This window comes from Streptomyces sp. HUAS YS2 (assembly GCF_033343995.1).
Classification (GTDB): Bacteria; Actinomycetota; Actinomycetes; order Streptomycetales; family Streptomycetaceae; genus Streptomyces; species Streptomyces solicathayae.
Genome location: NZ_CP137573.1, coordinates 199,397 through 212,476 on the forward strand (window position 1 = coordinate 199,397; position 13,080 = coordinate 212,476).

Annotated in this window: 11 protein-coding genes; 4 read left to right on the plus strand and 7 right to left on the minus strand. The window is 72.7% G+C overall.

Features of this window, described 5'->3' with window-relative positions; genetic code table 11:
* The first annotated feature begins 20 nt into the window (after nucleotides 1–20).
* Nucleotides 21–707, plus strand: a complete 687-nt coding sequence (locus tag R2D22_RS00920) for a response regulator (RefSeq protein ID WP_318100184.1) — start codon at nucleotides 21–23, stop codon at nucleotides 705–707.
* Nucleotides 708–714: 7 nt separating this feature from the next.
* Here the strand turns inward: R2D22_RS00920 and R2D22_RS00925 are convergent, their stop codons facing one another.
* Nucleotides 715–2,448, minus strand: coding sequence for a sensor histidine kinase (locus tag R2D22_RS00925; protein WP_318109528.1), 1,734 nt, complete (start codon nucleotides 2,446–2,448; stop codon nucleotides 715–717).
* A gap of 135 nt (nucleotides 2,449–2,583) precedes the next feature.
* On the minus strand, nucleotides 2,584–3,486 hold the full coding sequence (locus tag R2D22_RS00930; protein WP_318100186.1) for a universal stress protein: 903 nt from the start codon (nucleotides 3,484–3,486) through the stop codon (nucleotides 2,584–2,586).
* A 245-nt stretch (nucleotides 3,487–3,731) separates the two neighbouring features.
* Here R2D22_RS00930 and R2D22_RS00935 point away from each other — a divergent pair, with 245 nt between their 5' ends.
* Both R2D22_RS00935 and R2D22_RS00940 read left to right on the plus strand, forming a co-directional pair.
* Nucleotides 3,732–4,355: a CBS domain-containing protein gene (locus tag R2D22_RS00935; protein ID WP_318100188.1), complete on the plus strand. Its 624-nt coding sequence runs from the start codon at nucleotides 3,732–3,734 to the stop codon at nucleotides 4,353–4,355.
* Nucleotides 4,356–4,380: 25 nt separating this feature from the next.
* Nucleotides 4,381–5,376: an Acg family FMN-binding oxidoreductase gene (locus tag R2D22_RS00940; protein ID WP_411976956.1), complete on the plus strand. Its 996-nt coding sequence runs from the start codon at nucleotides 4,381–4,383 to the stop codon at nucleotides 5,374–5,376.
* A 68-nt stretch (nucleotides 5,377–5,444) separates the two neighbouring features.
* Here the strand turns inward: R2D22_RS00940 and R2D22_RS00945 are convergent, their stop codons facing one another.
* From R2D22_RS00945 to R2D22_RS00955, 3 genes are read right to left on the minus strand one after another with little or no spacing between them, the layout of a single operon-like run.
* Entirely contained in the window at nucleotides 5,445–7,835 is a 2,391-nt protein-coding gene (locus tag R2D22_RS00945) for a glycoside hydrolase family 65 protein (protein WP_318100190.1), read from the minus strand.
* A complete protein-coding gene (locus R2D22_RS00950) occupies nucleotides 7,832–8,605 on the minus strand; it encodes an HAD family hydrolase (protein ID WP_318100192.1) in 774 nt (257 codons plus the stop codon). Before R2D22_RS00950 ends, R2D22_RS00945 begins: the two co-directional genes overlap by 4 nt.
* Nucleotides 8,602–9,684 carry a zinc-dependent alcohol dehydrogenase family protein gene (locus tag R2D22_RS00955; protein ID WP_318100194.1) on the minus strand — a complete coding sequence of 361 codons (1,083 nt, stop codon included), beginning with the start codon at nucleotides 9,682–9,684 and terminating at the stop codon, nucleotides 8,602–8,604. Before R2D22_RS00955 ends, R2D22_RS00950 begins: the two co-directional genes overlap by 4 nt.
* 186 nt (nucleotides 9,685–9,870) lie before the next feature.
* Between R2D22_RS00955 and R2D22_RS00960 the strand changes: the two genes are divergently transcribed.
* Nucleotides 9,871–10,053, plus strand: coding sequence for a hypothetical protein (locus R2D22_RS00960; RefSeq protein WP_318100195.1), 183 nt, complete (start codon nucleotides 9,871–9,873; stop codon nucleotides 10,051–10,053).
* A gap of 61 nt (nucleotides 10,054–10,114) precedes the next feature.
* Here the strand turns inward: R2D22_RS00960 and R2D22_RS00965 are convergent, their stop codons facing one another.
* Complete coding sequence (locus R2D22_RS00965) at nucleotides 10,115–10,570, minus strand: Hsp20/alpha crystallin family protein (RefSeq protein ID WP_318100197.1); 456 nt, start codon at nucleotides 10,568–10,570, stop codon at nucleotides 10,115–10,117.
* Between the two features lie 363 nt (nucleotides 10,571–10,933).
* Nucleotides 10,934–13,003 (minus strand): SpoIIE family protein phosphatase, encoded by a 2,070-nt coding sequence (locus R2D22_RS00970; RefSeq protein WP_318109532.1) that lies wholly within the window; start codon nucleotides 13,001–13,003, stop codon nucleotides 10,934–10,936.
* Nucleotides 13,004–13,080: the final 77 nt, after the last annotated feature.

A 13,080-nucleotide genomic window follows, 5' to 3' on the forward strand; every position in this document is an offset into this window, starting at 1 on the left:
CATCGACCACAGGGGTCGTCATGACCGATCTGCCGGCAGTCGAGACTCCCACGCGGGTCTTCCTCGTGGACGATCACGAAGTGGTCCGGCGGGGCCTGCGTGACCTGATCGACGACGAGCCCGACATGGAGGTGGTCGGGGAGGCGTCGACCGCGGACCAGGCGCTCTCCAGGGGGCCCGCGCTGCGGCCGGACGTGGCCGTGCTCGACGTACGGCTGCCGGACGGCGACGGGGTCTCCGTGTGCCGCGAGCTGCGCTCACGGATGCCCGAGCTTGCCTGCCTGATGCTGACCTCGTTCGACGACGAGGACGCCCTCATCGACGCGATCATGGCCGGGGCCGCCGGGTACGTCCTCAAGCAGATCAAGGGCTCCGACCTGGTGTCGGCGATACGGACCGTGGCCACGGGCCAGTCGATGCTCGACCCCGCCACCACCGCCCGGCTCATGCACTCGTTGCGGGATCCGGAAGCGGCGAGGCCGCCGGAGGACGAGCGGCTCGCGGTGCTGTCCGAGCGGGAGCGTTCGGTGCTCGACCTCATCGGTGAGGGGCTCACCAACCGGCAGATCGCCCAGCAGCTGTACCTGTCGGAGAAGACGGTCAAGAACCACATATCGCGGCTGCTCGGCAAGCTGGGTGTGGAGCGGCGGGTGCAGGCGGCCGTCATCGCCGCACAGGTCCACGAGCACGGGGCCGAGGAGCGGTAGCGGAGTCTCAGTCGGATGCGGCCGGCAGGCGGATACGCCATTCGAGCAGCGTGCCGCCGGTCGGCTGGGGTCGTGAACGGACCGACAGGTCGCCGCCCAGGTGTGCGGCCCGTTCGGCGAGGTTCCGCAGTCCGCTGCGGACCCCACCCGGACGCAGGCCCACCCCGTCGTCGCTCACCGTCACCGCGAGGACGCCGTCCGCGGCGACGACGGACACCTCCGCGTGGCGTGCGTTCGCGTGGCGGGCGACATTGGTGAGAGCTTCGCCGATGACCGCGACGACCTCGTCGGCCGCCTCGGACGGCACGTCCGTGTCGAGGAGGCCCTCCATGAGCAGCGCGGGGGCGAACCCGAGCGTGGACGCGGCCGAGTCGACCGCCTTCACGATGCGGTTCCGGAGCTTCGGTGCCGTCCCGGGAGTGTCGTGCTCCCGCAGGCCGAAGATCGTCGAGCGGATGATCTTGATGGTGGAGTCGAGGTCGTCGATCGCCCGGGTCAGCCGGTCCGCGGCCTCCGGGTGCTCGACGAACCGGCGGGCGCTCTGCAGGGTCATGCCGGTGGCGAACAGCCGCTGGATCGCAAGGTCGTGCAGGTCACGTGCGATCCGGTCGCGGTCCTCGAGGAGGCTGACCTGCTCGGCGTCACGACGCCGGTCGGCCAGTTCGAGAGCCAGTGCCGCCTGCCCGGCGAATCCGGGCAGGACGCTGGTCTCCACGCCCGTGAAGGGCGAGCGTCCCGCGGACCGCGCGAGGATGAGCACACCGCTCAGCCGTTCCTTGGTGCCCACCGTGACGGCCACCGCCGGTCCGAATCCCTTCCAGCGCTCGGGGTGGACCGTGACGCGAGGGTCGTTCTCGACGTCGGCCACGGTGAGGGGACCGTCCTGGGTCAGGGCTGCGGCGGCGAGGGTTCCCTCGCTGCTGGGCAGTTCGACGCCCCGGTGCGCCTCGGCTCCGTCGCCGCAGGCCAGCGAACCGCGCAGTTCTCCCCCCGGTCCGACCAGGTAGAAGACCCCGATGTCCGCGCCCGCGATGTCCACGGCTCGCTCCAGCATCCCGCCGAGGACATCGGTCTCCTCCTCGCCGGACAGGAGCGCGCTGGTGAAGTCGGCGCTCGCGGCCAGCCAGCGCTGGCGCAGCCGTCCCTCCTCATAGAGGCGGGCGTTCTCGATGGCGATGCCGGCCGCGACGGCCAGCGTGGTGACCACGGCTTCGTCCTCCATGTCGAAGTCGGCGCCGCCGCGCTTCTCGGTGAGATAGAGGTTGCCGAAGACCTCGTCGCGCACGCGGATCGGGACGCCGAGGAACGTGTGCATGGGCGGATGGTGGGCCGGAAAGCCGTAAGAGGCAGGGTGCTCGGAGAGCTCGGACAGGCGGAGCGGCTCCGGGTTGCGGATCAGCTCGCCGAGGATGCCGTGGCCCGACGGCAGGGCGCCGATCCGTTCACGGAGGTCGTCGTCGATGCCGATCGGGACGAATGCGGAGAGTTTGAGGCCATCCCCGATGACGCCCAGGGCACCGTACTCGGCGTCCACCAGGGTCACCGCAGCCTCGACGATGCCGCGCAGCACCTGCGGCAGGTCGAGCTCGCGGCCGACCGACATGACCGCTTCCAGGAGCCCGTTGAGCCGGTCCCTGGTGCCCCGGACCTCTTCGATGCGCGCCTGGACCTCGTCGAGGAGCTCGTCGAGTCTCAGCCGTGGCAGCCGCGTGTCCGCGGACCCGGTGCTCTCCCGGCCCATCGAAACCTCCGGTCGCGTCACGCGCGCGAACGAAGCCCGTCGCGCCCGCTTTCACCGTAATCCCGATGCCCAGTCCGTTCCTGTCGGGCCTGGCAGCCGGACCCGGGCCCGACGGTCAGCCGCCGCTTGTCCTGGTCAGGACGTGCTGCCGTGTCCGGGTCCGTGCCGGGGGATCAGCTCCACCGGGCAGCGGGCGTGCTGCAGCAGGGTGAGCGTGGTCCGGCCGAGCGTCGGTCCGAGATAGCCGGGCGCCCGCCGGCCGCCGACGACGACGAGGTCGGCGCGGCGTGACGCCTCGACGAGCGTGCCGGGCACGCTGTGGCTCTTCTCGCCCTCGGTGTCCAGAGCCAGTCCCGGGAACTCCTTCCGGAGCCTGTCGGTGATCTCCACCGACGCGTGCACGTGCGCACGTGCGCGGTTGTCCGCGCCGTTGCGCAGCGCACCTCGTACGCCGGAGTACGGGTCCGTTCCCCAGACGTGGAACAGCCGCAGCGGGACCTCGCGCAGCTGGGCCTCGCGGGCCGCCGCCCTCGCGCAGCCCACGTCGTTCTCGTCCCGGATCGCCGCGAGAACGGCGCCCGTCTCGGCCGGCTCGGCGGCTCCGCGCACGACGACCACCGGCGTGGTGGCGCCGGCAGCGAGTTCGAGGCCGACCGAGCCGAGCAGGAGGGAGGAGAACCCGCCGCGGCCCCGGTGCCCGACGACGATCGTGCCGCTCAGTGCGGCGGCCCTGCGCAGGACGTCGACGGGCGAGCCTGTGCCGAGTTCCGTGACGACCACGAGGTCGGGGTGGCGCGCCGCGACGGCCTCGGCGGCCCGGTCGAGCAGTTCCCGGCCGGCCTGCCGGCGCCGGTCCTCCTCCGCCGGAGAAAGGAGCCCGGAGGCCGCGTCGGTGTCAGTCGCGTGGACGAGGCACAGGCCGCTGCCGCGCAGCACCGCCTCGTTCGCGGCCCACATCGCCGCCGCCTGCGCGGACGGTGACCCGTCCAGACCGACAACGACCCGGCCCAGGCCGGGACGGTCCCTGGTTCCGTCCATGGCTCCTCCTCCGGTCCGTGGGCTTGCTCCCACCGTGACAGCCGACGTCCCGGCTGCCGGAGGGCCGCTGGGGCCACGGCAGGGGCCAAAGGTCCCCTTGAGGGTGCGGAGTCCCGGCCGCTCGGGTCCCAGTCCGTTCGGACCCGGCTGTGGACCGTTCGGCCCTCCCGGAGCACCGGTGGTCGGAAGAGGGTGGTGACACGGGGCAGCGCACCGTAGCGGCAGCGCGAACAGGAGGCGCGGCGATGAAGCACATGAAGGTCGGCACCTTGATGACCGGCAATGTGGTCTCGGCCACCCCTGCGACCTCGTTCAAGCAAGTGGCCAAGCTGCTCGCCGAGCACGACATCACCGGAGTCCCCGTGGTCGACGAGGACGACCGGGTGCTCGGTGTGGTCTCCGAGAGCGACCTCCTGGCCGCGCGAAAGCCGACCGCGCGGAAGCTGATGACCGAGCCGGCCGTCACCGTGCACGCCGAGCAGTCGGTGGCGGATGCGGCCCGTCTGATGGTGCGTCGTGGAGTCGAGCGCCTGCCGGTGGTCGACGAGGAAGAACGACTGGTGGGCATCGTGACCCGGCGCGATCTGCTCTGTGTCTATCTCCGTCCCGACGCGGAGATACGGCGTCGGGTGCGCGAGGACGTCCTCGCCGACGTCCTGGGCCTGCCCGGTGACGCGGTCGACGTGCACGTCCTGGACGGCGTGGTGACCGTGGAAGGCCGCCTCCGGCGGCGGAGCCAGGCGCGGATGCTCGTCGGCCTCACCGAGCGCGTCGACGGTGTGGTCGCGGTCGTGGACCGCGTCTCCGCCCAGGAGGACGGCGCCCGACTCGCACCCGCCGCGCGAACCTCCCACGAAGCCTTCGAATGAATCCCGCACACAGGGAGGACGAGCCGTGACAACCCCGACCCTGACCCGAGCACTCGTGACCTCGATGATCGAGGACGCCATCACCGCACCGTCGATGCACAACGCACAGCCGTGGAAGTTCGTCCACCGGACCGATACCGACACCATCGAGCTGCATGGCGACCCCTCGCGCGAGATGCCACGCGAGGACCCCGACCACCGCGCCATCCACCTCGGATGCGGCGCCGCCCTGTTCAACCTGCGCGTCAGCGCCGCCCACCACGGCCGGAAGTCCGCGCCCCGGCTGCTGCCCGATCCCGACGACCCCTGGCACCTCGCCGACGTGCGCATCCAGTGGGTTCGGCAGGCCGCCGTCGACGACCGCCTGGCGGCGCTCCGGCCCGCCCTGCGCATCCGGCACACCAGCCGGTTCCCGTTCACCGACGAGCAGATACCCTCCGAGATCCTGGACGGCCTCCGTGCCGCCGCCCTCCTGGAGGGGTGCCACCTGGTCCTGCCGGGAGCGTGGCACACCGACACCGTCATGCACCTCGTCCACACCTCCCAGCTGTTCGAGGCCGCGGACGCGTCGGTCCGGGCGGAGATCGCCAGCTGGATCCGCACGGACGCGGGCGACGAGAGCGGTGGGGCCGAGGGCATCCCATCGGCCGCCCTCGGCCCCCGGCAGTACGACGTGACGTCTCCGGTCAGGGACTTCGACTCCTCCCGGCACGTTACCGAGCGTCCCTCGGCCCGCTTCGAGAACCACCCCCGGATCGCCCTCCTCGGCACGGCCGAGGACACCCCGATGGACTGGCTGAGGGCCGGCCAGGCGATGCAGCGCGTACTGCTCCGGGCCACCCTCGACGGTCTCTCCACCTCCCTCACGTCCCAGCCCCTCGAATGGCCCGAACTCCGCGCCGACGCACGCGATCCGGCTTCCACGGCCGGCTACGTCCACATGGTGATCCGCCTGGGCTACGGGCCCCGGGGCGGAGCCACCCCGAGGAGGCCCGCCTCCGAGGTGCTGACCTTCGTCTGAGCGGACTCACGTGTGCCGCAGCCTCGGAACGGAGGCGGAACCAGCGTCACAGGCGGAACGGAACCAGGTCACAGGCGGAACCAGCGCTCCTCCCCCGGTGCGACCGCGCGGCGCCGTCCGCCCGGCAGGACGACGGTCAGCGGGGCCCTCGACGAGGCCGGGACCCGTACGGCCAGTCGCCTGGGAAGCACCCGGAGGCGCACCCCTCGATGACCGGCGACGCACAGGGTGAACGCGAACCGCGGGAGCTCCCGCAGCATCACCGGGGCGACCCGGAGCCCCTCCGAGCCGGCTTCGAGGCCGGTGATGCCGCGCTCGACGAGGTCGATCGTGCCCGCCATCGCGCCGAGGTGGATGCCCTCGCCGGTCGTCCCGCCCTGGAGATCGGCCACATCCGCGAGGAGGGCCTCCTCGCAGTACCTCCAGGCGTCGGCGCCCTTCTGCCGGGCCAGGACCCAGCCGTGGACGAGGCTGCTGAGCGTCGAGCCGTGGCTCGTGCGCTCCAGGTAGTACGCGACGGTGGCGCGCCACACCTCGTCGTCCAGCCGGTGGCCGAGCCGGTCGAACAACGCGTACAGCTCCTCGTTCCGGAACAGATGGCCGAGCATGAGGGTGTCGGCCTGTTTGGACGCCTGGTACCGGTTGACCGTGTCGCCCTCCGCCTCCAGGATCCGGTCGAGGCGGCGGATGTCGCCGTAACTCGCCCGGTACGCGTCCCAGTCGAGCTCCGCGAGGTCGCCGTAGCCTTCGAACTGGCTCACCACGCCCTGGTGGAAGGGCACGTGGAGGCGGCGGGAGACGTCCTCCCAGAGGTCGGACTCCGCGTCGTCCAGTGACAGTCGCGCCCGCAGCTCCGACCGCCGGGCGGCGGGCAGTTCGCTCAGGAGGTCGAGGCCCCGGGCGAGCACCCAGGCGGCGGTGACGTTCGTGTACGCGTTGTCGTCGATGCCCGGTGCGGTGCTGTCGGGGTAGGCGTCGTGGTACTCGTCGGGGCCGACCACCCCGCGGATCCGATAACGCCCGAGCGACGGGTCGTAGCGGGCGGTGCCGGCCCAGTACCGGGCGATCTCCAGGAGCGTCTCCGCCCCCTCGCCGTACAGGAATCCGCGGTCGCCGGTGGCCTCCGCGTACCGCCACACGTTGTACGCGACGGCCGAGCCCACGTGGTGCTGGAGGCGGGAGTGGTCGGGCAGCCAGCGTCCGGAGCGCGGGTTGAGGTGCAGCTCCTGCGTCTCCTCACGGCCCGAACTCGCGCTCTGCCACGGGTACATGGCACCGACGCCACCGGCCGCGCGAGCCGCCGCGCGGGCGGCCGGCAGGCGGCGGTACCGGTACAGGAGCAGGGACCGGGCCACCTCTGGGAAGTGCAGGTCGAGGTACGGCAGCACGAACAACTCGTCCCAGAAGACGTGGCCCCGGTAGGCCTCGCCGTGCAGACCCCGCGCCGGAACGCCCACGTCGAGTTCCGCCGTGTGCGGGGACAGCGTCTGGAGCAGATGGAAGAGGTGCAGCCGCAGGATTCGGCCGGCCTTCCCGGGGACGTGCAACGTGCCCTGATCCCAGATACGTTGCCAGGACGCCTTGTGGGTGGCCAGCAGCTGCGGGAAGGCCGGGGCGCGGGATGCCCCGTCGCAGGCCCTCGCGCGGGGATCACCGGCGGGCCGGTCCGTGGACGTGTGCAGGGCCAGTGTCTTCACGACGCTCGCCGAGCGGCGGGGAGCGATCGGCAGGCGGTACGTCTGGACGGTGCCGGTCCTCGTCACAGTCTCGCGGGCAGGGCGCTCGGGGCGGGTGATCGTGCGGACGGCCGCGGCGATCAGGGCTTCCGGGTCGGCCGTGCGGCAGGTGAGCCAGGCGACCCCGCCGGGCTCGAACCCGGCTCGGTGGCCCGTGAGATGCCGCCCCTCCAGATTCCGGTAGCGCTCCACCCCGGCGTTGGTGACCGCGCCGTCCAGGACGGACTCGACCTCGAGGACGCCGCTCCAGCCGTACGCACGGAACATCGTGCGCTGGGCCGCGAGCGAGGCGTCCCCCATGTGCACGATCCGGAGGTGGCTCACCCGCAGGCCGCGGCCGTGGTCGTCCCGGAAGAACAGGTGCCGGCCCAGCACGCCTCCGCGCAGATCGAGGTGCACGTCGTCGTGCCGCGAGTCCTCGGAGTCGGGCGTCAGCCAGTCTCCGGGCGGCCCGTCGTCCGGCAGGCAGCGGTAGCGCAGGCGGGTCCAGTCGGGGAGGTTGACGAGGTCCTCGTTCTCGACCCGCTCCCCCGCGACGACCGAGGTGAGCCGGTCGTAGCAGCCGGCCAGATAGGTGCCCGGGTAGTGGGTGGCGTCGGCCGCGCATTCCGGCGCTGACCCCCGGGTGGCGAACCGGCCGTTGCCGAGGGTGCAGAGCGCTTCGACCAGCCGTTCGCGTTCCGGTTCGTAGTGGTCGTACGTCCAGGTCCAGCCGGTGGTCATCCGCGCTCACCCCATACGCTCCGGACCAGCGTCACAAGGTCGGGGACGACGAGGTCCGCTCCCTCTCCCCGCAGGTCCGGCGTGGCGTGCGCGTCCGCCGTGCGGTCGAGTCCCACGACGAGGCAGAAGCCTCCCCGGCGTCCGGCGCGTACGCCGGCCAGGGCGTCCTCGACCACCGCGGTGTGACCCGGGTCGGTGCCGAGGAGGCCGGCCGCGTGCAGGAAGAGCGCCGGGTCCGGCTTTCCGGCGAGGCCGATCCGGGCGGCGTCCTCGCCGTCCACGACGGCGGCGAGGAAGTGGTGCAGCCCGGTGACGTCGAGGAACGCCCGGGCGTGGCGGGATGCCGACACGGCGGCGCAGGGCACACCCAGGGAGCGCAGGACGGCCAGCGCCTCCGCGGCGTCCTCGTAGCAGGCGACCTGCACGCCGTCGAGCGCGTCCTGGAACGCCGCCTCCTTTCCCGCCGCCACGGCCCAGACGGTGCCGCAGCCGGGCGGGTCCCCCGGATCGCCCGGTGGGAGCCGGATGCCGCGGGCGGCCAGGAACGCTTCGGCGCCGTCGTACCGCGACCTGCCGTCGACGTACCGCCGGTACTCGGTGTCGGCGTCGAACGGCGCCTGCCTCCCCGCCTCGGGTGCCAGTCGGTCGAGGCAGGCGTCGAATGCGCGCTTCCACGCGGTCGCGTGCACGGCGGCGGAGTCGAGCAGGACGCCGTCGGTGTCGCACACGACAGCCTGCGGGGGCGGGGAGCCCGCGCGTCGAGCGTTCATCCGGCCGCCGTGGACCCGGTGGCCATGACGGCCGTGTGCTGCGGCGCGCCAAGCGCGACCTTGAGGGCTCCGGTGTCGGCCGCGCGGCCGAACACGTCGTACGCCTCCTCCATCTGCCCCGGCTCGAAACGGTGGGTGACCAGCTCCGCCGCCGGCAGGCGGCCGGCCGCCATCATGCGCAGCAGCATGGGGGTGGACGAGGTGTCCACGAGACCGGTGGTGATGGTGACGTCCTTGATCCACAGGTCTTCGAGGTGCAGTACCGCGGGCTTGCCGTGCACGCCGATGTTGGCGACCCGGCCGCCGGGCCGGACCATCCGCGTGCACATCTCGAAGGCCTCGGGAACGCCGACCGCCTCCATGACGACGTCGGCGCCCAGGCCCTCCGTCAGGTCCTCGACGAGCTGCTCCGGGCCCTCGCCGACGGTCGCGGTGGCGTCGGCGCCGAGCGTGCGCGCGGCGGCGAGCCGGGACTCCGCGAGGTCGACGGCGATGATCCGGCCGGGGCTGTAGAGGCGTGCGGTGGCGATGGCCGCGAGGCCGATGGGGCCCGCGCCGACCACGACGACCGTGTCGGCCGGCCGTACCCCGCCGTTGAGGACGCCCACCTCGTAGGAGGTGGGGAAGATGTCCGCGAGCAGGACGGCGTCGAAGCTGTCGACCGCGCTCGGCAACGGGTGCACGGACAGGTCGGCGAATGGCACCCGGACGTACTCCGCCTGCGTGCCGTCGATGGTGTGCCCGAGAACCCAGCCTCCGCCGCCGCGGCACTGGCCGTAGCGGCCCTCGCGGCAGAAGCGGCAGCGGCCGCAGGCCGAGATGCAGGAGATCAGGACACGGTCCCCGGGCCGTACGGTGCGCACGTCCCGACCGGTCTCGACCACCGTGCCCACGGCCTCGTGACCGAGCACCCGGCCGGGCGTCACCTCCGGCACGTCGCCCTTGAGGATGTGCAGGTCGGTGCCGCAGATCGTCACGACGTCTACCCGGACGATCGCGTCCGCGGGGTCCTTGATGCCCGGGTCGGGCACGTCCTGCCAGGCGATCGGGCCCGGTCCCTGAAAGACGGCTGCCTTCATCACACCCACCCACTTCCTTCGGTGCGTTCGGGTGTCCTTCCGCATCAGACTCGGCCGCCGGTCCGCGTCGGCGCATGTGCCGAACGGTTCCCGGGAGGGGACCGGTCGGGCCCCGCGGGCCGGCGCGGTCCGGTGCGGTCCGGCGCGAAGGTGCAGACCGGACCGCCTTCCGAACGAGGACCGGTCATGTCCGAGGCGGTGCCCCGCCTCCGCCTCCGACGCGCCCCTCATCGGGCCGCGCCCGGCCCTGCTCGGTACTGCGGTCTCTTCCAGGGTTTCGCGAAGCTGCGGCGCCGCAACCGGGAGCGTCCGGCTCGGGACGCCACCGACGCCCACGCCCCGGTCGTCGAACCGGGCGCGGGGCGGTGAGGAGCCGGAGCCGACCGGACCGGCACTCACCGCGTGCTGCCGAGCTCGCTTCCCATGTGGTTCATGACCTCTCGCCGCCCGCGGTGCCGTCGGCTCGTCGCACGGGGATGGTCCGTCGGCCCGCGCTCTCCTGCTCCGGCATCGGGACACGGATGGTGAGGATGCCGTCCTGGTACGAGGCTTCGGCACCGTCGGTGACGACGGTCGACGGAAGCCTCACCGTCCGGCGGAACGCTCCGTAGCGGAACTCCGAGTGCTCCTTGTCCTCCTGGCCCTCGCTGTGCTCGGCGCTCACCGTGATGAGGTTGTCTTCGACGGTGACGGTGACGTCGTCGGGGTCCATCCCGGGCAACTGGGCGCGCAGCACGTACTCGCCGCCACCGCTGGACACCTCCACCGGGACGGAGTGCGCGGCGGTCCCGGGACGCCACCCGGGCAGCCCCGGGAACTCCCGGTTGAACCAGTCGTTGAAGTCGAGGAGGTGACTGTGCCTGCGCTCCGCCTTGTCTCCGGCCATTGTTCTGCTCCTTGTGTGCGGTCCTGCGGAACGGACCCGGCAGACGGATCGGGTCGCGGAGTTCGGTCGGACTCTCGCTTCCACCCTCACGCCCCCGCTTCCCCCGACACAGTGCCCAAGGGGGCTGCCCGGGAGGGCCGCATGGGCCGTACCGGGAGCGTCCCGACCGGGCCGTTCGGCCCCGGTCGAAACCTGCCCGGCCCCTCCGGCCGGCGGGCCGGCGGGCGCGGTCTGGTGTCGTGAGGGGGCAGGTCATGATCACGAGTCGCTCGACCACGCCGACGACAACGACCGCGCGCGTGTTGCCCCCGTGCCCCAGGACTGACCCCCGCGGCCGACCCACGGCAGGTCGGTGCCCGCTGATCAGGCCGGTGTGTTGATCCGGGCGACGAGGAGAGCGATGTCGTCGTCCGCGGAGGCCGGGACGAGGTGCGTGAGCAGGCGGTCGCAGACGGCGGACAGGGAGGGTACGGGCTTGGCGAGCAGGTCGGTCAGTTCGTCGAGGCGCGCGTCGATGTCGCTGCTGCGCGCCTCGACGAGGCCGTCGGTGTACAGAACGAGAAGACTGCCGAGGGGCAGGGTGACCTCCGTGGTCGTGAAGGGGACGCCGCCGACGCCGAGCGGCAGCCCCGGCGGTACGTCGAGAAGGCGGACGACGCCGTCGGGCGAGACGGCCGCGGGGGGCGGGTGTCCTGCCCGAGTGATCCGGCAGTGGCCGGTGGCCGGGTCGACCACGACGGACAGGAAGGTCGCGAGCATCGGCTCGGCGAGGTCGTGCAGAGCGGCCTCCAGCTGGTACAGCATCTCCTCCGGGGAGAGATCGAGGCGGGCGAGGGCCCTGACGCTCGCGGAGAGCCGGCCCATCACCGCCGCCGCCGTGGTGCCGTGGCCCATCACGTCGCCGATGACGAGCACGGCCCTGCCGTCGTCCAGGGCGATGACGTCGTACCAGTCGCCGCCGACCTCGTTGACGTCGCTCGCCGGCAGGTAGCGGTGGGCGACCTCGATCCCCGGAGGCGGAGTGATGTGTTGCGGGAGCATGCTGCGCTGCAGCACGGCGGCGGTGTCGTGCTCCCGGCGGTAGAGGCGCGCGTTGTCGACGCAGACGGCGGCGCGGGCCGCCAGTTCACCGGCGAGGGCGACCTCGTCCTCGGTGAAGGGGCCGACGGGCCGGGTCCGGTAGAACGTGGCCAGGCCCAGCACCACGCCGCGGGCGAGCAGCGGGGTCATCATGAACGAGTGCACCCCCAGCCGCAGCAGCTCCGCGGGCGTGGTGGAGTGACCGGCCGCCGAGGCGATGGCCTGCTCGTCGAACTCGGCGACGACGTAGGAGCGGCGCGCGCCGAGGGCCCGGGTGTAGGGCGCGTTGGCGGGAAAGGCGAGCGTGCGTCCCAGCGGGACGAGTGCGTTCGTGACGGGCGACCCGGTCAGCGGCGCCTTGGCCAGCCGGCGCAGCGTGGTACCGCCGGTCAGGCCGGCACCGAGCTCGCCGCCGGCGGCCAGGGACTCCAGGACGTCGACGGTGATGGCGTCCGCGAGATCGGGCACGGCGACATCGGCGAGTTCTTGCGCGGTGCGTTCCAGGTCCAGGCTGGTGCCGATCTTGACGGTCGCCTCGTTGACCAGGGCGAGGTGGCGCCGGCTCTCGTCGGCTTCGAGCTGCATCTGCTGCTGGGCGGTGATGTCGATCAGCGTCGCGGCCAGCCCGATCGGGCGTCCTTCGGCGTCCTCCAACCGGACGTACGACCCCGACCACACGTGGTCGTGGTCCGGATCGGCCGGGGTCCGGCCCGTGCCGCGGGAGTCCAGGACGGGGGTTCCCTCGTCCAGCGCCCGGCGCATGGCGCGCTCCATGTCCGCGGCTTCGACGTCGGGCAGGACCTCGACCAGGCGGCGTCCGATGTGAGCGGCCTGCGGGAGGCCGTTCATGGCCTCGAGGGCGGGGTTGACGCGCAGGAACCTGAGTTGCGTGTCCATGACCGCGATGCCGACCGGGGAGCGGGAGAACAGTCCGTCCCACACCGCCGACGAGCCGCGGATCTGCCGTGCGGCCTGGGCCTCCGCGGCGAACACCAGCACCGTCGTCCCACCTCTGTGCCGGGCCGGCACCGGACACGCCCAGATCTCCAGGTCCAGCGGGCGTCCCTCTTTGTGCCAGGCGGTCACCGTTCCCATGACCCCGCGCCCCGTGGCCGCGCCCTCCCACAACGATCGGCCGAGGCTGCGGTCCGCGCCAGGGTGGAGCAGGTCGGCGATGTGCAGGCCCAGCACCTCGTGGGGGGTGTAGCCGAGCAGGTCCTCCGCCGCGTGGTCCCAACGGACGATCGCCCCGTCCGCGCTGGTGGCCACCACGGCGACCGGCAGGGCCCCCAGCCACCCGCCCGCGTCCCGGGCCGCGCTGGTGGTCACCTCGTCGAAGGGCACCTGCTGCATCGCCACCGCGATTCCTGAGCGTACGCACCGCTGGGCGGGCGCCGTCATCCTCAGTATGGGTGCCCGTCCCCCGGTTC

Excerpts from the sequence above, each read along its gene's own strand:
- R2D22_RS00955 (WP_318100194.1), bottom strand. The coding sequence starts at position 9,684 with ATGAAGGCAGCCGTCTTTCAGGGACCGGGCCCGATCGCCTGGCAGGAC.
- R2D22_RS00930 (WP_318100186.1), bottom strand. The coding sequence starts at position 3,486 with ATGGACGGAACCAGGGACCGTCCCGGCCTGGGCCGGGTCGTTGTCGGT.
- R2D22_RS00960 (WP_318100195.1), top strand. The coding sequence starts at position 9,871 with ATGTCCGAGGCGGTGCCCCGCCTCCGCCTCCGACGCGCCCCTCATCGG.
- R2D22_RS00935 (WP_318100188.1), top strand. The coding sequence starts at position 3,732 with ATGAAGCACATGAAGGTCGGCACCTTGATGACCGGCAATGTGGTCTCG.
- R2D22_RS00945 (WP_318100190.1), bottom strand. The coding sequence starts at position 7,835 with ATGACCACCGGCTGGACCTGGACGTACGACCACTACGAACCGGAACGC.
- R2D22_RS00920 (WP_318100184.1), top strand. The coding sequence starts at position 21 with ATGACCGATCTGCCGGCAGTCGAGACTCCCACGCGGGTCTTCCTCGTG.
- R2D22_RS00965 (WP_318100197.1), bottom strand. The coding sequence starts at position 10,570 with ATGGCCGGAGACAAGGCGGAGCGCAGGCACAGTCACCTCCTCGACTTC.
- R2D22_RS00970 (WP_318109532.1), bottom strand. The coding sequence starts at position 13,003 with ATGCAGCAGGTGCCCTTCGACGAGGTGACCACCAGCGCGGCCCGGGAC.
- R2D22_RS00925 (WP_318109528.1), bottom strand. The coding sequence starts at position 2,448 with ATGGGCCGGGAGAGCACCGGGTCCGCGGACACGCGGCTGCCACGGCTG.
- R2D22_RS00950 (WP_318100192.1), bottom strand. The coding sequence starts at position 8,605 with ATGAACGCTCGACGCGCGGGCTCCCCGCCCCCGCAGGCTGTCGTGTGC.